Raw genomic sequence first — 24,313 nt, 5'->3', positions numbered from 1 at the left:
TGGCAAAGGAGGGCCTCCAAAAGAGTTTCGGCTGCCGGCCGGTGGTCCCGGTTCCGGCACTGTGATGCATTCTTTCATCCTTGGTGTCCTTGGCAAGTTGCCCAGCTCACAGCCCGCTCCTTACAAGCCGCGCGGTGGCCGGGCGGCTGCAGGGGTAGCGTTTAATGCATGGGAAAGCTGTTGGATTCGGTGGATACCAAAGCCCTGCGCTTCGCCGTCGGGTTCCCCGTCGTCCTGGCCGCCGCCTTTGCCTACTGCGCCTCGCTGCTGCGCCCGGACCTTCCGGATCCGCTCGCCGTCCGCTGGACGGACGGCGGCGGTGCCGCCTTCGCGCCCTTCGGCGCCTACGTAGGGGTTGGCGCCGCGGGAATTGTCGTTGCCGGCTGGCTGGTCCTGCTCCAGGCGGTGCCCCTCGGCAGGCCGGTAATGATGCGTAGGATCATGATGGGTGCCGGGCTCTTCCTCAGCCTGTTCATCACCTCCGCCCTGGCCGCGGGACTGATCGGCCAAACCGGACTGGCTGACGCACGGCAGTCCCACGTGGACATGACGGTCCTCGCCCTGGGCAGCGGCGCCGCGGTTTCACTCGGCGTCTCCATGGCGATGGTGTACAAAGCGGACCGGCAGTGGTCACCGGATGACGACAGGGCCCTGCAGATCGCCATCGCCAAGGAACTGGACCCGGACCTTGCCCGGGACACCATCAGGCTCTGGGTCCACGCGCGGAGTTCGGTCTTCGTCATGATTGCCATCGCTTCCTTGTTCCCGGCCGCCCTCATTGCCGTTGTGGTGCCCTGGCTGGGGATCTTGCTGGTGGTCCTGGCACTGGTCGGCGCCGCGTTCCTCTTTGCCCGCATCAGGGCGGACCGGCGCGGACTGAAGGTCATGCTGGGCGGGGTGGTACCGATCATGGATGTGCCCGCCGGCGCCATTTCCGATGCCAGCGCAGCAGAGGTCAGGGCCGCGGACTATGGCGGGTGGGGCTACCGGCACCACCGTGGAACCGCGGCCATGCTCGTCAGCAGCGGGCCCGCCGTCGTCGTCAGCAAGACTGACGGCCAGCGCCTCGCCGTCAGCGGCGGCAGCCAGGCCTCAGCCGCACAGCTGGCCGAAGTCCTGACCCGGGTGGCCGCCAGGGCCCGCCTGGGCGGAGCCCCGCCGCCCCCGCCGGAGGACCCGAGCCCTGGCGCCGGGCTGCCCTAGTATCCTTATCCGTGTCGTTCCGGCCTCCACCCGGCTGGCCGCCAGCTCCCACAACCGAACGGACTTTTGCACGTGACCACTTCCCCTGCCTTCCCGCGGGTCCACATCGCCACCGACCACGCCGGCATGGAGCTCAGCGCCCATCTGGTGTCCCACCTGACCGGCAAGGGGTACGAGGTGGTGGACCACGGGCCCAAGGTCTACGACGCCCAGGATGACTACCCGTCGTTCTGCATCAACGCCGCCCTTGCCGTGGTCGCCGACCAGCAGGCAGGTGTCCACGCCCTGGGCATCGTGCTGGGCGGCTCCGGAAATGGGGAGCAGATCGCCGCCAACAAGGTCAAGGGCGTCCGCGCCGCCCTGGCCTGGAACCTGTCCACGGCAACGCTTGCCCGCGAGCACAACGATGCGAACGTGGTGGCGGTGGGCGGCCGCCAGCATTCAGTGGAGGAAGCCACCGAACTGATTGAGGCGTTCCTGGCCGAGCCGTTCAGCAATGACGAACGCCACGTCCGCAGGATCGGCAAGATCGCGGCGTATGAGGCAACCGGCGAGGTCATCGAGTAGTGCCTGAAGGCCATTCCGTCCGCAGGCTCGCCCGGCAGTTCGGGGACGTCTTCGCCGGTGAAACGCTCGCCGTGTCCAGCCCCCAGGGCAGGTTCAGCGGGGGAGCGGCGTTGCTGGACGGCCATACCTTGGCCGCTGCCGAGGCGCATGGCAAGCACCTGTTCCTCCACTTCGACAACGCGCTGGTGCTGCACGTCCATCTTGGCCTGTACGGTGCCTGGAGCTTCGGGGGGGACAGTTCGTTCGCCGGCGCTTCCAGCATTGGTGCGCCGCGGCGGGTGGGGGAGCAGGAGGCCTTCGCTGACAAGGACGACGACGGGGGCGCGCCTTACGCGGGTCCGCCGGCGCCCGTTGGGGCCGTGCGTGTCAGGCTCGCCGGCAGCCACGGCTGGGCGGACCTCCGGGGCGCAACCACCTGTGAAACCATCACTGCCGCGGAAGTGGATGGCGTGCTCGCGCGGCTGGGACCCGACCCGCTGCGCAACCTCCGCGGCGACGCCGGCCGGTTCGCGGCCACTGTCCGGGCGCGGAAGACCCCCTTGGCGGCGCTGCTCATGGACCAGAAGGTGGTTGCCGGCGTCGGGAACGTCTACCGCGCCGAAGTCCTGTTCCGCCGACGCCTGGACCCGTGGCTTCCCGGCAGTGCGCTGTTGGACAATGATGCCCGCAAGCTGTGGCGGGACATAGTTGCCGTTATGAATGACGGCGTCGCGGATGGGCGGATCATCACCACCCCACCCAAATACTGGGCCCTTGACGGCACCACTGCGGCCAAGGCAGCCGCCGCGGGGATGCCCGTGCCGCCCAAAGGCCCCCATTTCCCCCACCGCGAGGATGTGCACTTCGTCTATAAACGGCACGGACTGCCCTGCCGGGTATGCCGCGCCATCGTGCTCATCGCGGACCTTGCTGGGCGCAACCTCTACTGGTGCCCGTACTGCCAGCAGCCGCAGGAGTAGCAGCTTCTTTGGCCGGGCCCGAAACGGGGCACTTTGGTGCGGACACGCCGTCGGCTGATCCCGAATACCGCATTTCCGGCCGGAAAGTGCCCCACGACGGTTTTCCAGGTCGGCTTAAACACAAATAGGCCCCTCTACGGAGGGACCTATTTCTTGTGCTGGAGGGGACGACGGGAATCGAACCCGCGTAATCAGTTTGGAAGACTGAGGCTTTACCATTAAGCTACGTCCCCGAAGGAAGATCCGTTTTTCGCGGAAACTCCGGGCTGGCTGTTCAAGCCGGATACAACTAAACCTAATCCATGGCCTACGTGTCAAATGTGCAATCCCGGCGCGTATCACCGTAGACTTGCCTGTGCACTTACGGGGTGTAGCTCAGCTTGGCTAGAGCGCCTGCTTTGGGAGCAGGAAGTCGCAGGTTCAAATCCTGTCACCCCGACTCTGCGGCCAGGACCAGCAGGCCTGGACACACATTGCGTTTGCAGAAACCCATCCCACAACCCAGGAGTACTTAGACCGTGAAGAGCGCTGTCGAGAACCTCACCCCCACGCGGGTCAAGCTCAATGTTGAGGTCCCCTTTGAGGAACTGAAGCCCAGCATCGACTCGGCCTACAAGACTGTTGCGTCGCAGATCCAGGTTCCCGGGTTCCGCAAGGGCAAGGTTCCCGCCAAGCTCATCGACCAGCGCGTAGGCCGTGGCTATGTCCTGGAGACCGCCATCAACGACGGCCTCAACGGCTGGTACCAGGCTGCCGTGCAGGAATCCGGCATCCGCCCCCTGAGCCGTCCCGAGGTGGAGATCACCGAGGTCCCCGATCCCTCCGCAACCGACGGTGGCCTGAAGTTCGCCGCCGAGGTGGATGTCCGCCCCGAAATCGAACTCCCGGACTACGCCGGCATCGAGGTCCAGGTTGCCGCTGCGGAATCCTCCGAGGCCGACGTGGACAAGGCACTCGATGAACTGCGCGGCCGCTTCGGCACCCTGAAGTCCGTCGACCGTCCCGCTGCCGATGGCGACTTCCTGACCATCGACATCACCGCCACGATCGACGGCGAAGAGGTTGACTCCGCTGCGGGCCTGTCCTACCAGGTTGGTGCCGGCACCATGCTTGAAGGCATGGACGAGGCCGTAACCGGCCTCAGCGCCGACGAGGACGCCATCTTCGACACCACCCTGGTGGGCGGAGACCACGCCGGCGAAGCCGCCCAGGTGAAGGTTGTGGTCAAGGCCGTCAAGGAACGCGAACTGCCCGAAGCGAACGACGACTTCGCCCAGCTGGCCTCCGAGTTCGACACCCTCGCCGAGCTCCGCGAAGACCTGGCCAAGCAGGCCGCCGAATCCAAGATCGTGGAGCAGGGCGTTGAAGCCCGCGACAAGGTCCTGGACAAGCTGGTGGAACTCGTTGAGGTACCGGTTCCGGACTCGGTGGTCGAAGAGCAGCTCGAAGCCCACTTCCAGGAGGGCAACGGCCACGGCGACGGCGAGCACGACACCGAAGAGCACCGCGAAGAGGTCCGCGCCAACACGGCCCGCGCCTTCCAGAACGAAGTCATCCTCGACGCCATCGCCGAGAAGGAAGAAGTCGACGTCAGCCAGAACGAGCTGATCGACTACATCGTCACCACCGCCAGCCAGTACGGCATGGATCCCAACCAGTTCGCCCAGATCATCGATCAGAGCGGCCAGGTCCCCATGATGGTTTCCGAGGTCCGCCGCCGCAAGGCTTTGGCCGTCGTCCTCGGCCAGGCCACGGTGACCGACTCCGAGGGCAACACTGTTGACCTGAGCGACTTCGTCCGCCCCGGCGGCGAAGAGGAAGCTCCGGCCGCTGAAGCAGCTGACGCCGACGCAACCGAAGTTGCCGAGGCCGACGTTGTTGAGACCGAAGTCGTCGAAGCCGAAGACACCACTGCAGACGCCAAGGCATAGTCCTCACCGACCCGCAGCAACGGCCCCTGGATCCTTCCGATCCGGGGGCCGTTCGCGTTGGACCGGAAGCAGCCCGCCGCTGATTCGATGATCGTGCGCCGTCAGCGAACAGCCGTCGGTGCGCGAACAAAACACCGGCGAAACCGGTTAGTGTCCAAGTAGTGATTTTCAGTGATGTCACCGTCACCAGTGAGAGGTAAGTAAACATGTCACAGCACTCAGAGGCCCCCCGGATGGCGACCGTCGATCCTGCAGCCCAGGACAACTACATTTACAACCGCCTTCTCAAGGAGCGGATCATCTGGCTGGGCTCGGAGGTGCGTGACGACAACGCCAACGCGATCTGCTCGCAGCTGCTCCTGCTCTCGGCCGAGAACCCGGAAAAGGACATCTACCTCTACATCAACTCGCCCGGCGGCTCTGTCACGGCAGGCATGGCCATTTACGACACCATGCAGTTCATCCCGAACGACGTCGTGACCGTCGCCACGGGCCTGGCCGCCTCCATGGGACAGTTCCTGCTGTCCTCGGGCACCAAGGGCAAGCGGTATGCCACACCCAACGCCCGCGTCCTGATGCACCAGCCCTCCGGCGGCATCGGCGGTACCGCGTCCGATATCAAGATCCAGGCAGAGCTCATCCTGCACATGAAGAAGGTCATGGCGGAACTGACGGCTGACCAGACCGGCCAGACCGTTGAAACCATCCTCAAGGACAACGACCGCGACAAGTGGTTCACTGCCACCGAGGCCCTCGAATACGGCTTCTTCGACAAGATCGCCGCGCACGCCGGCTCCGTGGCAGGCGGCGGCGGAACGTCCAACGATTCCTCGGCCGAATCAGCCTCCCAGAACTAACCGGCATCCAGAACCCCTTCGATCAGGAGCAAACACAATGAACTACAACTTCGGGTGGTCAGCCGGTAATCTTCCGTCCAGCCGCTACGTCCTGCCGCAGTTCGAGGAACGCACCCCCTACGGCTTCAAGCGCCAGGACCCGTACACCAAGCTCTTCGAGGACCGCATTATCTTCCTCGGCGTACAGGTGGATGACGCCTCCGCAGACGACATCATGGCCCAGCTGCTGGTCCTGGAGTCCACGGACCCGGACCGGGACATCACGCTGTACATCAACTCTCCCGGCGGCTCGTTCACGGCCATGACGGCGATCTACGACACCATGCAGTACATCCGCCCCGAGATCCAGACGGTCTGCCTGGGCCAGGCCGCCAGTGCGGCCGCCGTCCTGCTGGCGGCCGGTACTCCCGGCAAGCGGCTGGCACTGCCCAACGCGCGCGTCCTGATCCACCAGCCTGCACTGTCCGGCGGCCAGGGCGGACAGGCCTCCGACCTGGAGATCCAGGCCGCAGAAGTCATGCGCATGCGTTCCTGGCTGGAGGACACGCTGGCCCAGCATTCCGGACGCACGTCCGAGCAGGTCAACAACGATATCGAACGCGACAAGATCCTCACCGCCGACGAGGCCCAGGCGTACGGCCTCATCGACCAGGTGCTTGACTCACGCAAGATCAAGCCCCAGGCGATCACGAGATAGCAGTACCGAAAGCCGGTGCGGCCCAGTTCATTTGGCCGCACCGGCCTTTTCATTCCACCCTTGGCACCGAATGTGACCTAGAGTGGATGGTGTCACAACCCGGCCTCGCTGGCCGGGAAGATTTTCAGCAATGGTGCAGGGCTGCCTGGCAGCAGGATACTAAGGGGTTCATATATGGCTCGGATTGGCGAGAGCACGGATCTGCTGAAGTGCTCTTTCTGCGGAAAGAGCCAAAAGCAGGTGCGCAAGCTCATTGCCGGCCCCGGTGTCTACATCTGCGATGAATGCATCGAGTTGTGCAACGAAATCATCGAAGAGGAGCTCGCGGAGGTCGCTGACCTGGGCAGCTTCGAACTGCCCAAGCCGCGCGAAATCTTCGACTTCCTGCAGGAATATGTCATCGGCCAGGAACCCGCCAAGCGTTCCCTCGCCGTGGCGGTCTACAACCACTACAAGCGGATCCAGGCGGGCCATGCGCCCAAGTCCGGAAACCTGGGGGATGGCGGACACCACGACGACGTCGAAATCGCCAAGTCGAACATCCTCCTCATCGGCCCCACGGGTTGCGGCAAGACCTACCTCGCGCAGACCCTCGCCCGCCGGCTGAACGTGCCGTTCGCAGTGGCGGACGCCACCGCCCTGACCGAGGCCGGTTATGTGGGCGAAGACGTGGAGAACATCCTCCTCAAGCTCATCCAGGCCGCTGACTACGACGTCAAGAAGGCCGAACAGGGCATCATCTACATCGATGAGATCGACAAGATCTCCCGCAAGAGCGAAAACCCTTCCATCACCCGGGACGTGTCCGGCGAGGGCGTGCAGCAGGCCCTCCTGAAGATCCTGGAGGGGACCGTTGCCTCGGTGCCGCCGCAGGGTGGCCGGAAGCACCCGCACCAGGAATTCATCCAGATCGACACCACCAACGTCCTGTTCATCGTCGCCGGTGCCTTCGCGGGCCTGGAAGAGATCATCGGTTCCCGCTCCGGCCGCAAGGGCATCGGCTTCGGCGCCCCCCTGAACGAGGCCAGCAAGAAGGTGGACTCCTACGGTGAGGTCATGCCGGAGGACCTGCTGAAGTTCGGCCTGATCCCCGAATTCATCGGCAGGCTTCCCGTGATCACCACCGTGTCCAACCTGGACCGCGACGCCCTGATCCAGATTCTTTCCACCCCCAAGAACGCCCTGGTGAAGCAGTACCAGAAGATGTTCCAGATTGACGGTGTGGAGCTGGTGTTTGACGACGCCGCACTGGATGCCATTGCCGACCAGGCCCTGGAGCGGGGCACCGGTGCCCGTGGCCTCCGCGCCATCCTGGAGGAGGTCCTGCTTCCCGTGATGTTCGATCTTCCGAGCCGCGAGGACGTAGCCAGCGTGGTGATCACCGAAGACGTGGTCCTGCGGGGCGCCGAGCCCACCATGATTCCGCACGTGGCCAAGCGCCGTAAGTCTGCCTGACCGAGAGGACCCTGTGACTGTACCTGCAAAGAGCAAAGCCGACTTCTGGTTCGACCCCCTGTGCCCGTTCGCCTGGGTGACTTCCCGCTGGATCGGCGAAGTGGAAGCCGTCCGCGACATCGAGACTGAGTGGCACGTCATGAGCCTGGCCGTCCTGAATGAAGGACGTGACCTGGACCCGGGATACCGTGAGTCCATGGACAACGCGTGGGGCATGGTCCGTGTGATCATAGCCGCCCGGGAAGAGCACGGGCCCCAGGTCATCAAGCCGCTGTACGACGCCATGGGAACGCTGATCCACAACCAGGGAGAAAAAGACCGGGCCGGGGTCATCGCCAAAGCCCTCGCTGAGTGCGGCCTTCCCGCCTCCCTGGCCGATGCCGCCACCACCGACGCTTACGACGAACTGCTCCGTGCCAGCCATGGGGAAGGCATATCGCTCGTGGGCCAGGACGTTGGAACCCCCGTGGTCGCTTTCAACGGAACAGCGTTTTTCGGGCCGGTCCTGACCCGCATTCCGCGTGGCGAGGACGCTGGCAGGATCTGGGACGCCACAACGACCATTGCCGCTTATCCGCACTTCTTCGAGTTGAAGCGCAGCCGCACGGAGAGCCCGGAATTCCACTAAGCACCGGTCTGCCGGCAACGGCGTGACACGTCCAAGGGCCCCGGGAAAACTACCGGTATGTAGTTTTCCCGGGGCCCTTGCACGTGGACCGGAGCAGGAGAACAATTGTTCCTACCACTTCGAAAGAAGGGGACGCAGGAACCAAAGATTCAGTGATTTGTAAGTTGACGCAGCCATCGGCAAAGTTGAATGCAAGCTACCAGTGACGGGGTAGTAAGACCTGAAAATCAGCGGATCCTGCCAGACCATCAGAGCACGTCACCGGATGGCCGAAAGAGTCGAAGCCCCACCAACGGCAAAACGCTGATGGGGCTTCCCCTTTGCCTCGAATCAGGCTGACCTGGATCCGTTCCGCTGTCAGGCCTTGGCGGGCTCGTCGCTTGGCGCCAGGGCGACGTCGGTGACCGCGAGGTCGCCGCCGCCCACTGCCAAGGTGATTTCACGGGCATTGGATGCCGCCTTCAGGTCAGCGAGCCCTGCCTCCAGCTGTGCCGTTAGTGCCTCCGGGGCGGTGATGGTTGCGGACAGCACTTCGGTGCGCTGCTTGACCTTGGCCTCGGACTTGGCCTTGCGGACACCGCTGAGGGCCACGCCCACTGTTGCCAGCATCGTGGTGTCCCCGCCCGGGATCTCCAGCGCAGCCGGCCATTCGGCGCGGTGCACGGACCCGTTGCGCCACCAGCTCCAGACTTCCTCGGTGGCAAAGGGCAGGAACGGGGCGAAGAGCCGCAGCAAAGTGTCCAGGGTGGTGGCAAGGGCAGCCAGCACGGAGGCCTGCTCGGTATCGCCGGCGGCCCCGTACGCGCGGTCCTTGATCAGTTCCACGTAGTCGTCAGTGAACTGCCAGAAGAACGATTCGGTGAGCTGGAGGGCGCGGGCGTAGTCGTAGTTGTCGAACGCCTTGGTGGACTGGCTGACGACGTCCGCCAGCTGGGCAAGCAGCGCCCTGTCCAAGGGGTTGGCCAGGACCGAAAGATCACCTGCAAGCACAGAGTTCTCGGTGGCGCCGAGGTTAAGCACGAACTTGGAAGCGTTCAGCAGCTTGATGGTCAGGCGGCGGCCGATCTTCATCTGTGCGATCTCGTAGGCCGTGTCGGCGCCCAGCCGTGCCGAGGCAGCCCAGTAACGGACGGCGTCCGAGCCGTACTCGTTCAGGACGTCCGTGGGTACCACCACGTTCCCCTTCGACTTGGACATCTTCTTTCGGTCCGGGTCCAGGATCCAGCCGGAGATGGCCGCGTGCTTCCACGGTGCGCAGTCCTGGAGGGCATCGGCGCGGACCACGGAGGAGAACAGCCAGGTGCGGATGATGTCGTGGCCCTGGGGGCGGAGGTCGAACGGGTACACCTTCGCGAACAGATCCTCATCCCGGCTCCAGCCGCCCACGATCTGCGGGGTCAGCGAGGAAGTGGCCCACGTGTCCAGGACGTCGGCGTCGCCCGTGAAGCCGTTGGGCTGGTCGCGCTGCTCCTCATCGAAGCCCGGGGCGGCGTCCGCGGCGGGGTCGACGGGGAGCATCTCATCGGCCGGCAGGATGGGGTTGTCGTAGTCGGGGTTTCCCTGCGCATCGAGCGGGTACCAGACGGGGATGGGCACGCCGAAGAACCGCTGGCGGGAGACCAGCCAGTCACCGTTCAGGCCAGCGATCCAGTTCTCGTAGCGCGAGCGCATGAAGGACGGGTGGAAGTCGATGTCCTTGCCCCGGGCAATGAGGCGTTCGCGGCGGTCCTCGTCGCGGCCGCCGTTGCGGATGTACCACTGGCGGGAGGTGACCACTTCCAGGGGCTTGTCGCCCTTTTCGAAGAAGTTCACCGGGTGGCTGATCTTCTTGGGTTCGCCATCGAGCAGGCCGGCTTCCTTCAGCAGTTCAACCACGGCCTCCTTCGCGGAGAAGGCAGTCTTTCCGGCAATGGCGGCGTAGGCTTCCTTGCCGGCCTCGCTGGTGATCCACTCGGGGGTCTCGCCGATGATGCGGCCGTCGCGGCCCATGATGGCGCGCGTGGGAAGCTGCAGCTCGCGCCACCAGGTGACGTCGGTAAGGTCGCCGAAGGTGCACACCATGGCGATGCCGGAACCCTTGTCCGCCTTTGCCAGCGGGTGGGCCTTGACTTCGAGTTCGACGTCAAAAAGCGGGGACTTCACGGTCTTGCCGAACAGCGGCTGGTAGCGCTCGTCGTCGGGGTTTGCCACCAGCGCGGCACACGCGGCCAGCAGCTCGGGACGGGTGGTCTCAATGAAGACCTTGTGCCCGTCTTCGGTGAAGAAGGGGTAGCGGTAGTAAGCGCCGGGAACTTCGCGGTCCTCGAGCTCAGCCTGCGCAACGGCGGTACGGAAGGTGACATCCCACAGGGTGGGGGCCTCGGCCATATAGGCGTCGCCGGCAGCCAGGTTGGCAAGGAAGGCACGCTGGGACACGGCGCGGGAGGTGTCATCGATGGTGCGGTAGGTCAGGTCCCAGTCGACGGACAGGCCCAGGGTCTGGAACAGGTTCTCGAAGACCTTCTCGTCCTCAACGGCCAGTTCCTCGCACAGTTCAATGAAGTTCTGCCGGGACACGACGTCGAAGTCGCGCTGGTTCTTCGCCGGCTGTGCGGGCGGCCGGTAGCCGGCGTTGTACGGGATGGCGGGATCGCAGCGGACACCGTAGTAGTTCTGGACGCGGCGTTCGGTGGGCAGGCCGTTGTCGTCCCAGCCCATGGGGTAAAAGACGTTCCTGCCGGTCATGCGCATGTACCGGGCCTGGACGTCCGTCTGGGTGAAGGAGAACATGTGCCCCACGTGCAGGGATCCCGACGCCGTGGGCGGGGGAGTGTCGATCGAGTAGACCTGCTCCCGGGTGGTGTCGGGGTTGAACTTGTAGGTTCCCTCGGCCAGCCAGCGCTGGGTCAGCGCGGCTTCGAGGCCTTCGAGGGCCGGCTTGTCCGGAACGTTGATGGGGGCGGTGGTGGGCGTGTCTGTACCCTGCGTGTCTTCAGCCATTGGGCAATTCTTTCATGCCCGGTTCCATCCCACCCAACCCGTGCCGCACAGGCGGACGGCAACGCGGGTAGCATGCGGCTCATGGGACAGCTTTGGGGCACCTTCGGCGTGAAGCGCATCTACGAGCCACCGGCGGACGACGACGGCTGCCGGGTGCTGGTGGACCGGCTCTGGCCGCGGGGGATGCCCAAGGAAGGCGCCGCCGTCGACCTCTGGCTCAAGGACGTGGCGCCCTCCACGGAGTTGCGCAAGGAGTTCAACCACCGCCCCGAACGGTTTGCTGACTTCACCGAACACTACCGGCGTGAACTGGACTCCAATCCTGCCGTGGGGACGCTGCTTGAATTGGCCGCCGGCCACCCGCGGATCACCCTTCTCTACGCTGCGCGCAACACGGAGGCCAACAATGCGGTGGTCTTAGCTGATTACCTCCGGGGACGGGCCGCCGGCTGATCCCGCTAGGGTGGTGCCATGACGAAGGATGTGCAGAAAAAAGCAGCATTGGTGACCGGCGCGAGCAGCGGGATCGGGGAGGCAACGGTGCGTGCGCTGCGCGCCGACGGCTGGACGGTCTTCGCCGTGGCACGCCGTGCCGAACGCCTGGCAGCCCTGGAAAGTGAGACGGGCGCCGTCGCGATTCCGGCCGATATCGCAGAGGACGACGACGTGTCCCGGCTTCTCGCCCAGGTCACGGAGGCGGGTGGCATCGACACGCTGATCAACATCGCCGGCGGCGCCCGCGGTGCAGACAAAGTAGGCGACGCCAACACCGCCGACTGGGAGTGGATGTTCCGGGTCAACGTCCTTGGCACCCTGAAGCTCACGCGTGCCTTCCTGCCGATGCTGCGCGCAACAGGCGAGGGCACCGTACTGAACCTCACCTCGACTGCCGGCTTGGACGCCTACGAGGGCGGAGGCGGCTACAACGCCGCCAAGTTCGGCCAGCACGCCATGACCAACGCTCTCCGGCTCGAGGAAGCCGAGCACAACCTCCGCGTCATCGAGGTGGCGCCGGGACTGGTGCAGACCGAGGAGTTCGCGCTCAACCGCCTTGGGAACGCGCAGTCCGCAGAAAAGGTCTACCGGGGGGTGGAGAAGCCCCTGACAGCCGGGGACGTGGCCGATGTGGTGCGTTACGCCGTCAGCGCTCCACACCACGTCAACCTGGACCAGATTGTCATCCGGCCGGTGGCGCAGGCAGCCACGCACAAGCTGATCAGGAAAGGCTAGGACACATGGATTCGGAGGGTGGCCACCACTGCGGCATGGTCCGTCCCCTCAATCCGCTGGACTGAGTACCCGGAGCCCATCACGTCCGGGCTGGTTACCAGGTGGTCCAGCGCAATCCCCGGCAGGCGGTAACCGCGCATAGGCCAGGTGGGCACCAGCCTGCTGCCCAGGGAGGCTGCCACGTCCACCAGCCTTCGGCCGCCCGCGGTGCCGGCCAGCAGCGCCCGGAATTCCCAGTGGTCATACGTTGCATTGAAATCGCCGGCCAGCAGCAGGGGACCTGAACCATTGTCGGCCCTGGCCACTGTGGCCAGGTCGCTGCGCCACTGGTTCAGGCCCTTTCCCACGGGCGCCAGGGCATGGACGGCCACCACACGCAGGTCGGCGCTGCTGTTGTGGCCGAGCTCAAGGTGCGCCACCGGCATGGCGAACCGGGTGTCCGGGAGGACGCCGGCGGCTGTGAGGTTGTAGGAGGAGTAGATGGCGGTGCCTGCGGCGTGGTCACGGGCCTGGGCAACCCGGTGGGGGAGCAGTGAGTCCAGTCCCGCCGCCGTGAGTTTTCGTGACATGTCGGGCGTGTACTCCTCAACCGCCAGCAGGTCCACATGCAGCTCACGGACCAGGGCCACGATGCCGGCGGCATCCGCTCCGCCCAATTCCGCGTTGATGCTCATGGCCACCAGGGAGACAGAGGTGCCGGCAGCCTCGGCCGCAGCCTCGGCGGCAGGCTCGCGGACGTCCAGTGGGAAGAGCCAGAACGCCTGGCCGATCAGCAAAGCCGCGGCCACCCCCTGCTGCCACCTCCGCCGTCCCGCGAAGGCCAGCAACAGGGCTGCTGCCGCAGGCACCGCGAGCCATGGCGTGAACGCCACCAGTTGAACCCCAAGAACGGGCCAGTCTGCGGGGACAGCGCGAATGACCGACACCGCTGCGACCGGCAAGGCAGCCGGAATGAACAACCACCTGCAGGCCACGGTCGTCCGCCGCCGCCATGCGGGGTGCCCGGAAGCTGCCATGAGGAGAGTCTAGGCAATGGGCCGAGCCGCGTCAGCCCCCGTGCCCCGGCCCTCCTGAATGGCACTGGCGCTGCGGCGATAGTAGACTCAGGAATGGCTATGACCCGGCAATCACCGGTGAGCTTCCGGAAGAACGCGCGGTGTGCCCTGTCGGGGCGGCTGCGTCAGTAGAACCGGACGGGTAAGCCCGTCACAGCAGTAATGAGAGGCCGGAGCAGGGTGTGTTCCTCACGGAAGACACGCAGCGCCGGTAAGTGAGGTGGTACCGCGGTGGGCGTGCAGTCTTAGGGACGGCACGGCAGCCGTCCTCGCATCCTGAACGGAACGTCCGGCCGCGCCGGAGGTTCACCGCGCTCAACCCAGGATGTCGAACATGACGTTTTACCCCAAGGCCTCAGCCTCCAGTACCGCTTCCAGCGGCAGAGCCGGCGTTTCCGCCTCCGTGAAGTTTCCGGAGATCGAAGAGCGCATCCTGAAGTACTGGGACCAGGACGGCACCTTCCAGGCAAGCATTGACCAGCGCAGCGCCGACGTTCCCGGCGGCGAGCCCGGCAGCAACGAATTCGTCTTCTACGACGGCCCGCCCTTTGCCAATGGCCTGCCGCACTACGGCCACCTCCTGACCGGCTACGCCAAGGACCTGGTGGGCCGCTACCAGACCCAGCGCGGCAAGCGCGTGGAACGCCGTTTCGGCTGGGACACCCATGGACTGCCCGCCGAGCTTGAAGCCATGAAGCAGCTGGGGATGACGGACAAGACCCAGATCGAAGCCATGGGCATTGACAAGTTCAACGATGCCTGCCGCGCCTCCGTGATGAAGTACGCAGACGAATGGCGCAGCTACGTCACCCGCCAGGCACGCTGGGTGGACTTCGACAACGACTACAAGACGCTCAACGTCGAGTACATGGAGTCTGTGCTCTGGGCATTCAAGCAGCTGCACGACAAAGGCCTGACGTACAACGGCTACCGGGTCCTCCCGTACTGCTGGAAGGACGAAACGCCGCTGTCCAACCATGAACTGCGCATGGACGATGACGTCTACAAGAACCGCCAGGACCAGACCGTCACCGTCACGTTCCCCATCCTCGCGGGCGGGTCGGACCTGTCAAAGGAACTCGCCGGCGTGCAGGCCCTCGCCTGGACCACCACCCCCTGGACGCTGCCCACCAACGCCGCGCTCGCCGTCGGGCCTTCCATCACTTACGCTGTTCTGCCCGCCGGACCCAACGGCATCAAGGCAGCCTCCGCCGACGCCCCGGTGGCGGGCAGCTTCCTGCTCGCAGCGGACCTGCTGGGCAGCTACGCCAAGGACCTGGGCTACGACAGCTTCGAGGACGCGGAAGCCGCAGTCCTGTCCACCCATGCCGGCGCGGAGCTGGAAGGCCTCGAGTACCAGCCACTGTGGAACGACCTTCGCAACTACGCGCTAGGCATGACAGAAGTTGTAGATTACGTCCCTCCGACATCGGCAGGACGCCAGCCGCTATTCAAAACTCGCCATATCGGAAATGCGTTCCGGATCCTCGTGGATGACTTCGTAACAACGACGGACGGCACCGGCATTGTCCATATGGCGCCGGCATTTGGTGAAGATGATCAAAGGATCTGCGAGGCGAATAGCATTCCCGTCATTCTGTCCGTTGACGAAGGGGCGAAATTCTTATCATTCTTCAAGGACGGACGACTTGCGAGCATTGTGGGCTTGCAGGTCTTCGAGGCCAACAGGCCGATCACGCAGGTGCTCCGTGCTGATGGCCGTTTAGTTCGCCAGGCCAGCTACGAACACAGCTACCCGCACTGCTGGCGTTGCCGCAACCCGCTAATCTACCGGGCCGTCTCGTCCTGGTACGTGGAAGTGACCAAGTTCAAGGACCGGATGTCCGAGCTGAACCAGGAGATCAACTGGATCCCCGGCAACGTCAAGGACGGACAGTTCGGCAAATGGCTGGAAAACGCCCGCGACTGGTCCATCAGCCGCAACCGCTACTGGGGCAGCCCTATCCCCGTGTGGGAGTCGGACGATCCGAACTTTCCCCGGACCGACGTCTACGGCTCCCTCGCGGAGATCGAGGCTGACTTCGGCCGGTTGCCGCTGAACAAGGACGGCGAGGTGGACCTGCACCGGCCCTTCATCGACGAGCTGACCCGGCCCAACCCGGACGATCCCCGCACCCCGGAGGAAGGCCAGTCGGTCATGCGCCGCGTCGAGGACGTCCTGGACGTCTGGTTCGACTCCGGCTCCATGCCCTACGGCCAGGTGCACTACCCGTTCGAGAACGAAGCCTGGTTCAACACCCACAACCCGGCCGACTTCATCGTGGAGTACATCGGGCAGACCCGCGGCTGGTTCTACATGCTGCACATCCTGTCGACGGCGCTGTTCGACCGGCCCGCGTTCCGGAACGTCATCAGCCACGGCATCGTGCTGGGCTCCGACGGCCAGAAAATGTCGAAGAGCCTGCGCAACTACCCTGACGTGTCCGAGGTCCTGGACCGTGACGGCTCCGACGCCATGCGCTGGTTCCTGATGTCCAGCCCGATCCTGCGCGGCGGCAACCTGATCGTCACCGAGCAGGGCATCCGCGACGGTGTACGCCAGGTAATCCTGCCGCTCTGGAACGTGTACAGCTTCTTCGCGCTGTACACCAACGCAGCTGCCGCAGGACAGGGCTACGACGCGAAACTCCGCTACGACGGCTATGCCGACACCCTGGACCAGTACCTGCTGGCCAACACCGGCGACCTGGTCCGCGCCATGACCGCGCAGCTGGACACCTATGACATCTCCGGTGCCTGCGACTCGCTGCGCAGCTACCTGGACATGCTCACCAACTGGTACGTCCGCCGTAGCCGGCAGCGGTTCTTCGACGAGGACCAGGACGCCTTCGATGCACTGTTCACCGCACTGGAGACCGTTACCCGGGCCGCCGCGTCGCTGCTGCCCCTGGTCTCCGAGGAGATCTGGCGCGGCCTCACCGGCGGCCGGTCCGTGCACCTGGCCGACTGGCCCGATGCCGACCTCTTCCCCGCGAATCCGTCGCTGGTGGAAGCCATGGACCGGGTACAGCAGATCTGCTCCACCGGTTCCTCGCTCCGCAAGGCAGCCAACCTGCGCGTCCGCCTGCCGCTGCAGGAACTCACCGTGGTGGCACCCGGCGCGGATGTGCTGAAAGGCTTCGCCGCCGTCGTCGCCGATGAACTCAACCTCCGCTCCGTCCGCCTGCTGGACGCCGCCTCCGCTTCCCCGGAGGAGTTTGGCATCCAGCAGAAGCTGGTGGTGAACGCCCGTGCCGCCGGTCCGCGCCTGGGCAAGAACGTCCAGGTGGCCATCAAGGGTTCGAAGTCCGGCGACTGGTCAGTGGACGACGACGGTTTGGTCACGTCCGGGGGGCTCCAGCTGGAGCCCCAGGAATACACGCTGGAGACGGTGGTGGCAGAATCCGAGGGCGGCTCCGCCGCTGTTGCCGTCCTGCCCGGAGGCGGGTTCGTGGTCCTCAATACCGAAGTCACCCCCGAACTGGAGGCCGAAGGCCTGGCACGCGACATGGTCCGTGCCATCCAGCAGGCCAGGAAGGACGCCGGGCTCAACGTTAGTGACCGGATCCGGACCACCGTCACCGCCGCACAGAACGTGGTGGACGCCCTGGCGGCCAATGCTGAACTGGTCAAGGGTGAGACGCTGACTGTAGACCTGAACACTGAGCCGGCCGACGTGGCCGAACCCGCCGTCGCCGTCGAAAAAGTGGAGGCCTAGGACATGACCGACGAATTCTCCGTGGAAAGTGTCTATGCCGAACTGCTGGGTCGGGCACCCGAAAACAAGATGGAACCGCGCTTGGCACCGCTGTTCCGCGCCATGGACGTGCTCGGCGAGCCCAACAAGGCGTTCCCGATCATCCACGTGACCGGAACCAACGGCAAGACATCCACCTCCCGGATGATCGAGTCCGTGCTCCGCGCCCACGGGCTGAGCACGGGCCGCTACACCAGCCCGCACCTGTCCAAGGTCACCGAACGGATCAGCATCGACGGCCATCCGGTCCCGGACGAGACGTTCGTCCGGATCTGGGACGAAATTCGGCCCTACCTGCAGATCGTTGACTCCGAGCTGGAGGCGGAGGGGCAGCCCCGGCTGACCTATTTTGAGTGCCTCACCATCCTGGGCTTTGCCATCTTTGCCGACCAGCCCGTCAACGTGGCCGTGATCGAGGTGGGCCTGGGCGGCATCACCGACGCCACCAACGTGGGTGACGGCCAGGTGTCCGTGGTGACGCCGATTTCGCTGGACCATACGGACCTGCTGGGTGACACCACCGAGGACATCGCCTACGAAAAGGCCGGCATCATCAAGCCCGGCGGCTACCTCATCAGCGCAGCGCAGCCCCTTGACGCTGCCCAGGTGCTGCTGGAGAAGGCCAAGGAGGTGGGCGTGCCGTTCCGCTTTGAGGGCGTGGAGTTTGGCGTCGAGTCCCGGACGGTGGCTGTTGGCGGGCAGATGGTCACCATCCAGGGCATCGCCGGCCGCTACCCGGACCTGCTGGTACCGCTGCACGGCGCCCACCAGGCACAAAACGCTGCGGTGGCCGTGGCCGCCCTCGAAGCGTTCTTCGGCGGCGAAAAGGAACTCGACTTCGACGTGCTGCAGGAAGGCTTCGCCGCAGTGACGTCACCGGGCCGCCTCGAGGTGGTGCGTACGGCGCCCACCATCATCGTGGACGCCGCCCACAACCCCGACGGCATCAAGGCCTCCGCTGCCGCGCTGCAGGAAGCATTCACCTTCACCCGGCTGGTTCCCGTGGTGGGCGTGCTCAAGGAAAAGGATGCGGAGGAGATCCTTCGCGCACTCAAGGAATCCCTGGGCGGAATGGCGGAGGAATACTGCTTCACCCAATCCAACTCCCCCCGCGCGGTCCCGGCTGCTGAACTGGCAGAGCTCGCAATCGATTTGGGCTTCGGCGAGGACAATGTCCATGTCGCTGAAAAACTGGATGACGCGCTGGAATGGGCCGTTGAGCGGGCTGAAGCCAACGAGGACCTCTCCGGGGCCGTGCTGGTTACCGGCTCCATCACCTTGGTGGCCGAAGCGCGGATCCTGCTCGGAAAAACGGAGGCGTGACTATGGCCAGACTGACAAAAGCCCAGCGGGAATGGCGTCCCGGCATGCCGAAGAAGCGCCGGTCCACTAAGGTGATGTTCGCCTCCACCGTGTTGCTCCTGGAAGCGTTCGTCATGTTCTTCGCCACCCTGGTGGTGTTCGGTTTGCGCCGCGGGGAGTTTCCGCCCGCGCTGATCCTCGGCGTGGGTATTGCCCTCAGCGTGGTCATGATCTTCGCCTGCGCCGTCCTCAACAAACCCTGGGGCATCGGTCTGGGCTGGATCCTGCAGCTGGTCCTGATCCTCACCGGTATTTTCGAGCCCGCCATGTTCCTGGTGGGCGCACTCTTTGCGGTGGCCTGGTGGTACGGGATCCGCACCGGCATCCGGCTGGACCGCGAAGCGGCGCAACGCGCACGCGAACAGGCGGAATGGGAAACCGCCCACCCGGACCAGGGCCCCGGTCCCGCCCAGCCGCAAACCCCATAAGCCGGTCCCCGTAGACTTGTCCCGAAACCCCACCAACGCATTGGAGCAGTTGTGACTACAGAGCGCACCCTCGTCCTGATCAAGCCCGACGGCGTCGCCCGCAACCTGACCGGCGCCATCCTGGCCCGGATTGAAGCCAAGGGCTACAGCCTCGTGGAGCTGAAGAAGGTCGACGCCACCCGCGAACTGCTGGAGCAGCACTACGAGGAGCACGTGGGCAAGCCGTTCTACGAGCCCCTGGTGGAATTCATGCTCAGCGGACCCGTCGTCGCGGCCATTTTCGAAGGGCACCGCGTCATCGAAGGCTTCCGGTCGCTGGCGGGCACCACGGACCCCACCACCGCGGCCCCGGGCACCATCCGCGGCGACTTCGGCCGGGACTGGGGCCTGAAGGTGCAGCAGAACCTGGTCCACGGCTCCGACTCAACGGATTCCGCGGACCGCGAGATCAAGATCTGGTTCCAGTAACCACGGTCCGGCCCTAAGCCACCGACACCCCGCGCGGACTTGTGGCCCGCGAACTGACAGATAAGGCCAATGTTCTTCATGAACATTGGCCTTATCTGTCATCTCGCGGGGGAGCGCAAGGGGTTTTGGGAGTGGAACGGTTCAGAAGCCCGAAGTCCCCGCGAAGACCTGGATGAACGCGAAGAAGATTGTGGCGATGACGGCTACATACAGCAGCGCGGTGATGATCCAGCCGGAATCACCCAGGACGCGGGCGGCGCCTGCAGGCATGGGAATGACGCCGGCGGTGATGTTCCGGATGGTGGTCCAGACGAAAAGCGGGATCATTGCAGCCCAGACGATCATGCAGAACGGGCACAGGATGTGGATGGCGTACAGCGCCTGGGACCACAGCCAGACGACGAACGCGAAGCCAAGGGTGACGCCCACTTGCAGTCCCAGCCAGTACCAGCGGGCGAACGTTGCGCCGGAAAGCAGGGCCATGCCCACGGTTATGGTGATGGCAAAGGCCACGATTCCGATGAACATGTTGGGGAAGCCGAACAGCGAGCTCTGCCAGGTTTGCATCACCTGGCCACAGGAGATCCAGGGATTCACATCGCACACGGTGGCGTGGTTGGGGTCCTTGAGCACTGCGAGTTTTTCCAGGACCAGGGTTCCGGAGGCAAGCCAGCCTACGATTCCGGTGATGACCAGCAGCCAGCCGAAGGGCCGGTTCCGGGCCATGCGCGGAACGGCTCCGGCGGCACTGGTTTGCGGATCGGCGGCCCGTTCCTGTTTATGGGCGCTGACGGGGGAGATGCTGGGCATGGGTGTTGCGTCCTTTTCGTCCGGTGCTCCTGTGCCTGATTGTAACGCCGGCGGCTGAAGCCACCACACAGCATCGGGAACAGGAACGCCTGCTTCCGCGGCGATCCAGCGCGGGTATGAGAGAATGAACGTGGCTGGAAGCCGATCCACATTCGGACTCCGGTCCGGTGGTTTGTTCCCAAGACCGCCAATGACGAGCAGGGCAGCTTTCGGATTCTTCCGGCAATCCCGCGACTCCATTGGGCGGCACCTGGTTGTGGCATGCAGAACAACGGGTTTTCAGAACAGCCACCGGCTCCCACGGGCTGCCGCACCCCAATGACGGTGCGAACCTGGGAGTATCCACTTGACTTCTGTCAATGCCTGCGGGTTTTGACAAATATGTGCCCCAATGGGTGCCGGATGTGGCGGTACGTCAGGGGCAGGAGTGTTGCCACATATGGACAATGATCAGGAACTGGCCGTTAACGACGAAGCAGCCGCTGCTGAGGCTGCTGCCCCCAAGAGGGCTCTGCGCACCCGCCGCAAAGCCGCTCCCAGCACCGGGGACGCCCCGGCGGGAGCCGTAACGACGGCGCGGGAAGCTGCAGCCTCCACCCCCAGCGGGGACGCGCCGGCTGAAGACAACGCCGCCGCCGAAACCGGCACGGCGCCCAAAGCCGCCGCCCGGCGCACCCGCGCCCCGCGGAAGAAGGCGGAGGCCGCGGAACCCCTGCCCGCCTTCCCCACTGAAGCGGAGCCAGCCGCGGCGGGCCCCGTCGCTGCCGTTGCCGACCCTGCCACCGCACCGGAGGTGGCTGATGGAAGCTCCGCCACCGTCCCGGCGCCGGACGCAGCCGCAACCGCCGAAACCAAGCCCGTGCGCCGCCGTCGGGTAGCCACCCGCAAGGCGGCTTCCCCGGCCGCCGCACCCGAAGCGGACTCCGCGGCCGCAGCTGAAGTGGCGCCGGAATCAGTGGTGCCGCAGGCAGTGGTGCCGGAAGCCGCGGACCAGGTCGCGGCCCAGAACGCGGAACAGGCGCAGGAGCCCGCTGCCGCACCGGAAACCGCTGCCGTACCGGCGCCCGCTGCCGCCCCGGCGCAGGAACAGGCGCCGGAAGCCCCTCAAGTGAAAGACGGTGAGCCCGCCGCGGCCGCCAGCCCCTTTGGCTCCCTTTTCCTGGAACCTGCTTCCCCCACGTCTGTGCTCTTCCAGGCGCCGGACCTCAGCACTGTGGTCCGTCCCGTTGCCCCCGTCGCAGAGGAGCCTGACGAGGAAGAAACCGAAGACACCGACGATTCCGCTGGCCGCCGCCGGCGCCGCAGCCGTGGCCGCAGGGGCCGCAGCCGCATCGGCGACACCGCGAACGAGGACAACGAGGGCGGCAACGCCGAGGCCGACGCCGAGGACGAGGCCGACGAGGACAGCGCCGGCCAGCTGGAGGACGGCGTGACCTCCCGCCGACGCCGTCGCCGCCGCCGCGGCGACCAGGACCTGGAGCTCACAGGCGGCGGGGATGACGATCCGCCCAACACGGTGACCAGGGTCCGCGCGCCGCGTGCCGTCACTGAAGCGCCCGTGAACAACCGGGTAACCAGCGTGAAGGGCTCCACCCGCCTGGAAGCCAAGAAGCAGCGCCGCCGCGAATCCCGTGATACCGGCCGCCGCCGCACTGTCATCACCGAGGCCGAGTTCCTGGCGCGCCGCGAATCCGTTGACCGGCAGATGATCGTCCGCCAGCGGGACGACAGAATCCAGATCGCCGTCCTCGAAGACGGCGTCCTGGCCGAACACTTCGTGTCCAAGACCCAGCAGGACTCGCTGATCGGCAACGTGTACCTGGGCAAGGTCCAGAACGTCCTGCCGTCCATGGAAGCCGCGTTCGTGGACATCGGACGCGGGCGCAACGCCGTCCTGTACGCCGGCGAGGTCAACTGGGAAGCCGTCAACCTTGAAGGCAAACAGCGCCGCATCGAAAACGCGCTGAAATCCGGCGACACAGTCCTGGTCCAGGTGACCAAGGATCCCGTGGGCCACAAGGGTGCCCGCCTCACCAGCCAGATTTCGCTGCCGGGCCGGTACCTGGTGTACGTGCCCGGCGGATCCATGACCGGCATCTCCCGCAAGCTGCCCGACGTCGAACGCAACCGGCTCAAGCGCATCCTCAAGGACCGCCTGCCCGAGCACGCCGGTGTTATTGTCCGCACCGCCGCCGAGGGCGCATCCGAGGAAGAGCTGACCCACGACATCAACCGGCTGCGCGCCCAGTGGGAAGGCATCGAAAGCCAGTCCGCGTCAACCAAGATCCTGGCTCCCGAGCTGCTCTATGGCGAACCCGACCTGACCATCAAGGTGGTCCGCGACGTCTTCAACGAGGACTTCTCCAAGCTCATCGTTTCCGGTGAGGAAGCCTGGGACACCATCGAGGCCTATGTCACCTACGTGGCACCGGACCTGGTGGGCCGCCTTGAGAAGTGGACCAAGGACCAGGACATCTTCGCCGCCTGGCGGATCGATGAGCAGATCCACAAGGCCCTTGAACGGAAGGTGTTCCTGCCCTCCGGCGGCTCCCTGGTGATTGACCGCACCGAGGCTATGACCGTGGTGGACGTCAACACCGGCAAGTTCACCGGCAGCGGCGGCAACCTCGAGGAAACCGTCACCAAGAACAACCTGGAAGCCGCTGAGGAAGTGGTGCGCCAGCTAAGGCTCCGCGACATCGGCGGCATCATCGTGATCGACTTTATCGACATGGTGCTTGAATCGAACCGCGACCTTGTCCTGCGCCGGATGGTGGAGTGCCTGGGCCGTGACCGGACCAAGCACCAGGTTGCCGAGGTGACTTCGCTCGGCCTGGTCCAGATGACCCGCAAGCGCATGGGTACCGGACTGCTGGAAGTATTCGGCGAGCAGTGCGAGGCCTGCGCCGGCCGCGGCGTCGTGACCCATGACGATCCCGTGGAGCACCGCCGCGCCAACATCGTCGCGGCCGAGCACCACGTCCAGCGCGCGGACAGCCGGCCCGAAGCCCGCGTGGAAGCCCGTCCGGAGGGGCAGCGGAGTGAGAGTACCCAGCCCGGCGTCCGTTCCGAACGCAAGCGGCGGCGCGGACGCGGCGGCCAGCAGCCCGAAGCGGTCCCAGCGCCTTCCGTCCACGTCCACACTGTCCAGCCGGATCCGTCGGACGCCGAGCGCCACGCCAAGGCAGAGGCAACCCGGCTTGCCTTGGCGAACATCGCCGCTGCCGCCCATGCCGCCCACCTGCATGACGACGAGGTGGCGGCAGCCCGGCAGGTGCCTTCCACCGAGCCTGTGCCGGCCCCCATTGAGGAGAAGCACGACGCCGACGCCCCGGCACGTCCCGCAGCTGTCCTGACGTTCGGCGGTGAGCAAGTCCCGCTTCCGTTCGTGGAGCACGCGGAGGAGCAGCTCCCCAAGCCCGCCCTGACCCTGGACCGGCTTGCGGAAGCATTTGCCCACCTCGGCCAGCCGGCTTCCCCCGTGGAGAACGCGCCTGCCCCAACCACGGAAGCCGTAAAGGCGACGGAACAGGCGGCGCCGGAGCGGCAGCCGGCCGGCGGGGGAGCGGCAGCCCGCGCCGCCACTGACGCTGAAGCTCCCGAAAAGGACTATTCCGACCACACCCTTGAGCAGTCGCGGCAACGCAGGCCGCGGCGCCACCGTGGCGCCAGCCGTGCCCAGGGTGCCGCGAACGAGACGGCCGTCCAGCACCACGAGAACGTCCACGCGGAAGGCGCAGGCCATTCGCACGCAGCCAAGGCCCCCGAACCCGCGAAGCCGCAGACGGCACCGGCGGAACCGGGCAAGTCGGCCGGGGAACCCATCATCCTCGGCGTGGGGGTTCCTGCCTCGGAGCTCTAGGCCCAGGAGTTTCAGGCGAGGAAAGAGCAACGCACCACCAGGAATCCCCGTTTTGCGGACGGTTC

General features: G+C 65.5%; 18 protein-coding genes and 2 tRNA genes. 16 read left to right on the top strand and 4 right to left on the bottom strand.

The window, feature by feature from the left end:
- The first annotated feature begins 168 nt into the window (after positions 1–168).
- The 3 genes from J7I84_RS17515 to J7I84_RS17505 all read left to right on the top strand — a co-directional run bounded on the left by J7I84_RS17515 (position 169) and on the right by J7I84_RS17505 (position 2,729).
- A complete protein-coding gene (locus J7I84_RS17515) occupies positions 169–1,203 on the top strand; it encodes a hypothetical protein (RefSeq protein ID WP_214945813.1) in 1,035 nt (344 codons plus the stop codon).
- A gap of 72 nt (positions 1,204–1,275) precedes the next feature.
- A complete protein-coding gene (locus tag J7I84_RS17510) occupies positions 1,276–1,770 on the top strand; it encodes a ribose-5-phosphate isomerase (RefSeq protein WP_018761584.1) in 495 nt (164 codons plus the stop codon).
- Positions 1,770–2,729: a DNA-formamidopyrimidine glycosylase family protein gene (locus J7I84_RS17505; RefSeq protein ID WP_214945812.1), complete on the top strand. Its 960-nt coding sequence runs from the start codon at positions 1,770–1,772 to the stop codon at positions 2,727–2,729. The genes J7I84_RS17510 and J7I84_RS17505 overlap by 1 nt, the downstream gene beginning before the upstream one ends.
- 159 nt (positions 2,730–2,888) lie before the next feature.
- Here J7I84_RS17505 and J7I84_RS17500 read toward each other — a convergent pair.
- Positions 2,889–2,962, bottom strand: a tRNA-Gly gene (locus J7I84_RS17500).
- A gap of 131 nt (positions 2,963–3,093) precedes the next feature.
- On the opposite strand from J7I84_RS17500, the gene J7I84_RS17495 reads away from it, so the two are divergent.
- The 6 genes from J7I84_RS17495 (at position 3,094) to J7I84_RS17470 (ending at position 8,297) form a co-directional block, all read left to right on the top strand.
- Positions 3,094–3,168 (top strand) — tRNA-Pro (locus J7I84_RS17495).
- Positions 3,169–3,247: 79 nt separating this feature from the next.
- The gene (gene tig, locus J7I84_RS17490) at positions 3,248–4,660 is read left to right on the top strand and encodes a trigger factor (RefSeq protein ID WP_214945811.1); all 1,413 of its coding nucleotides are present in this window, start codon (positions 3,248–3,250) and stop codon (positions 4,658–4,660) included.
- A gap of 233 nt (positions 4,661–4,893) precedes the next feature.
- Entirely contained in the window at positions 4,894–5,517 is a 624-nt protein-coding gene (locus J7I84_RS17485) for an ATP-dependent Clp protease proteolytic subunit (RefSeq protein WP_285291241.1), read from the top strand.
- A gap of 37 nt (positions 5,518–5,554) precedes the next feature.
- A complete protein-coding gene (locus J7I84_RS17480; protein WP_138606612.1) occupies positions 5,555–6,214 on the top strand; it encodes an ATP-dependent Clp protease proteolytic subunit in 660 nt (219 codons plus the stop codon).
- A 174-nt stretch (positions 6,215–6,388) separates the two neighbouring features.
- Complete coding sequence (clpX, locus tag J7I84_RS17475) at positions 6,389–7,669, top strand: ATP-dependent Clp protease ATP-binding subunit ClpX (RefSeq protein ID WP_214945809.1); 1,281 nt, start codon at positions 6,389–6,391, stop codon at positions 7,667–7,669.
- A 13-nt stretch (positions 7,670–7,682) separates the two neighbouring features.
- Positions 7,683–8,297: a DsbA family protein gene (locus tag J7I84_RS17470; RefSeq protein WP_214945808.1), complete on the top strand. Its 615-nt coding sequence runs from the start codon at positions 7,683–7,685 to the stop codon at positions 8,295–8,297.
- Between the two features lie 357 nt (positions 8,298–8,654).
- On the opposite strand, the gene valS is transcribed toward J7I84_RS17470, so the two are convergent.
- On the bottom strand, positions 8,655–11,276 hold the full coding sequence (gene valS / locus J7I84_RS17465; protein ID WP_214945807.1) for a valine--tRNA ligase: 2,622 nt from the start codon (positions 11,274–11,276) through the stop codon (positions 8,655–8,657).
- 72 nt (positions 11,277–11,348) lie between these two features.
- Between valS and J7I84_RS17460 the strand changes: the two genes are divergently transcribed.
- The gene (locus J7I84_RS17460) at positions 11,349–11,729 is read left to right on the top strand and encodes a DUF488 domain-containing protein (RefSeq protein ID WP_214945806.1); all 381 of its coding nucleotides are present in this window, start codon (positions 11,349–11,351) and stop codon (positions 11,727–11,729) included.
- A gap of 18 nt (positions 11,730–11,747) precedes the next feature.
- On the top strand, positions 11,748–12,506 hold the full coding sequence (locus J7I84_RS17455) for an SDR family oxidoreductase (protein ID WP_214945805.1): 759 nt from the start codon (positions 11,748–11,750) through the stop codon (positions 12,504–12,506).
- On the opposite strand, the gene J7I84_RS17450 is transcribed toward J7I84_RS17455, so the two are convergent.
- Positions 12,503–13,522, bottom strand: coding sequence for an endonuclease/exonuclease/phosphatase family protein (locus tag J7I84_RS17450; RefSeq protein ID WP_214945804.1), 1,020 nt, complete (start codon positions 13,520–13,522; stop codon positions 12,503–12,505). The genes J7I84_RS17455 and J7I84_RS17450 overlap by 4 nt on opposite strands.
- Positions 13,523–13,895: 373 nt before the next feature.
- Between J7I84_RS17450 and ileS the strand changes: the two genes are divergently transcribed.
- The 4 genes from ileS to ndk are packed head-to-tail and all read left to right on the top strand — an operon-like array spanning position 13,896 to position 19,576.
- Positions 13,896–17,279 carry an isoleucine--tRNA ligase gene (gene ileS, locus J7I84_RS17445; protein ID WP_214945803.1) on the top strand — a complete coding sequence of 1,128 codons (3,384 nt, stop codon included), beginning with the start codon at positions 13,896–13,898 and terminating at the stop codon, positions 17,277–17,279.
- Between the two features lie 3 nt (positions 17,280–17,282).
- Complete coding sequence (locus J7I84_RS17440; protein ID WP_214945802.1) at positions 17,283–18,641, top strand: folylpolyglutamate synthase/dihydrofolate synthase family protein; 1,359 nt, start codon at positions 17,283–17,285, stop codon at positions 18,639–18,641.
- Between the two features lie 2 nt (positions 18,642–18,643).
- A complete protein-coding gene (locus tag J7I84_RS17435; protein ID WP_214945801.1) occupies positions 18,644–19,108 on the top strand; it encodes a DUF4233 domain-containing protein in 465 nt (154 codons plus the stop codon).
- 51 nt (positions 19,109–19,159) lie between these two features.
- The gene (gene ndk / locus J7I84_RS17430) at positions 19,160–19,576 is read left to right on the top strand and encodes a nucleoside-diphosphate kinase (RefSeq protein ID WP_159631802.1); all 417 of its coding nucleotides are present in this window, start codon (positions 19,160–19,162) and stop codon (positions 19,574–19,576) included.
- A 141-nt stretch (positions 19,577–19,717) separates the two neighbouring features.
- On the opposite strand, the gene J7I84_RS17425 is transcribed toward ndk, so the two are convergent.
- Positions 19,718–20,386 (bottom strand): vitamin K epoxide reductase family protein, encoded by a 669-nt coding sequence (locus tag J7I84_RS17425; protein WP_214945800.1) that lies wholly within the window; start codon positions 20,384–20,386, stop codon positions 19,718–19,720.
- Between the two features lie 439 nt (positions 20,387–20,825).
- Here J7I84_RS17425 and J7I84_RS17420 point away from each other — a divergent pair, with 439 nt between their 5' ends.
- Positions 20,826–24,248 carry an Rne/Rng family ribonuclease gene (locus J7I84_RS17420; RefSeq protein ID WP_214945799.1) on the top strand — a complete coding sequence of 1,141 codons (3,423 nt, stop codon included), beginning with the start codon at positions 20,826–20,828 and terminating at the stop codon, positions 24,246–24,248.
- Positions 24,249–24,313 lie beyond the last annotated feature (65 nt).

It is taken from the genome of Arthrobacter sp. ISL-85, from assembly GCF_018613675.1.
GTDB lineage: Bacteria > Actinomycetota > Actinomycetes > Actinomycetales > Micrococcaceae > Arthrobacter.
Note: the sequence above shows the minus strand (reverse complement) of the source record. Positions and strands in the feature narration are given on the sequence as shown.

Excerpts from the sequence above, each read along its gene's own strand:
- J7I84_RS17425 (WP_214945800.1), bottom strand. The coding sequence starts at position 20,386 with ATGCCCAGCATCTCCCCCGTCAGCGCCCATAAACAGGAACGGGCCGCC.
- J7I84_RS17455 (WP_214945805.1), top strand. The coding sequence starts at position 11,748 with ATGACGAAGGATGTGCAGAAAAAAGCAGCATTGGTGACCGGCGCGAGC.
- J7I84_RS17420 (WP_214945799.1), top strand. The coding sequence starts at position 20,826 with ATGGACAATGATCAGGAACTGGCCGTTAACGACGAAGCAGCCGCTGCT.
- J7I84_RS17460 (WP_214945806.1), top strand. The coding sequence starts at position 11,349 with ATGCGGCTCATGGGACAGCTTTGGGGCACCTTCGGCGTGAAGCGCATC.
- J7I84_RS17480 (WP_138606612.1), top strand. The coding sequence starts at position 5,555 with ATGAACTACAACTTCGGGTGGTCAGCCGGTAATCTTCCGTCCAGCCGC.
- J7I84_RS17440 (WP_214945802.1), top strand. The coding sequence starts at position 17,283 with ATGACCGACGAATTCTCCGTGGAAAGTGTCTATGCCGAACTGCTGGGT.
- J7I84_RS17515 (WP_214945813.1), top strand. The coding sequence starts at position 169 with ATGGGAAAGCTGTTGGATTCGGTGGATACCAAAGCCCTGCGCTTCGCC.
- J7I84_RS17435 (WP_214945801.1), top strand. The coding sequence starts at position 18,644 with ATGGCCAGACTGACAAAAGCCCAGCGGGAATGGCGTCCCGGCATGCCG.
- ileS (WP_214945803.1), top strand. The coding sequence starts at position 13,896 with ATGACGTTTTACCCCAAGGCCTCAGCCTCCAGTACCGCTTCCAGCGGC.
- J7I84_RS17485 (WP_285291241.1), top strand. The coding sequence starts at position 4,894 with ATGGCGACCGTCGATCCTGCAGCCCAGGACAACTACATTTACAACCGC.
- valS (WP_214945807.1), bottom strand. The coding sequence starts at position 11,276 with ATGGCTGAAGACACGCAGGGTACAGACACGCCCACCACCGCCCCCATC.
- clpX (WP_214945809.1), top strand. The coding sequence starts at position 6,389 with ATGGCTCGGATTGGCGAGAGCACGGATCTGCTGAAGTGCTCTTTCTGC.
- J7I84_RS17450 (WP_214945804.1), bottom strand. The coding sequence starts at position 13,522 with ATGGCAGCTTCCGGGCACCCCGCATGGCGGCGGCGGACGACCGTGGCC.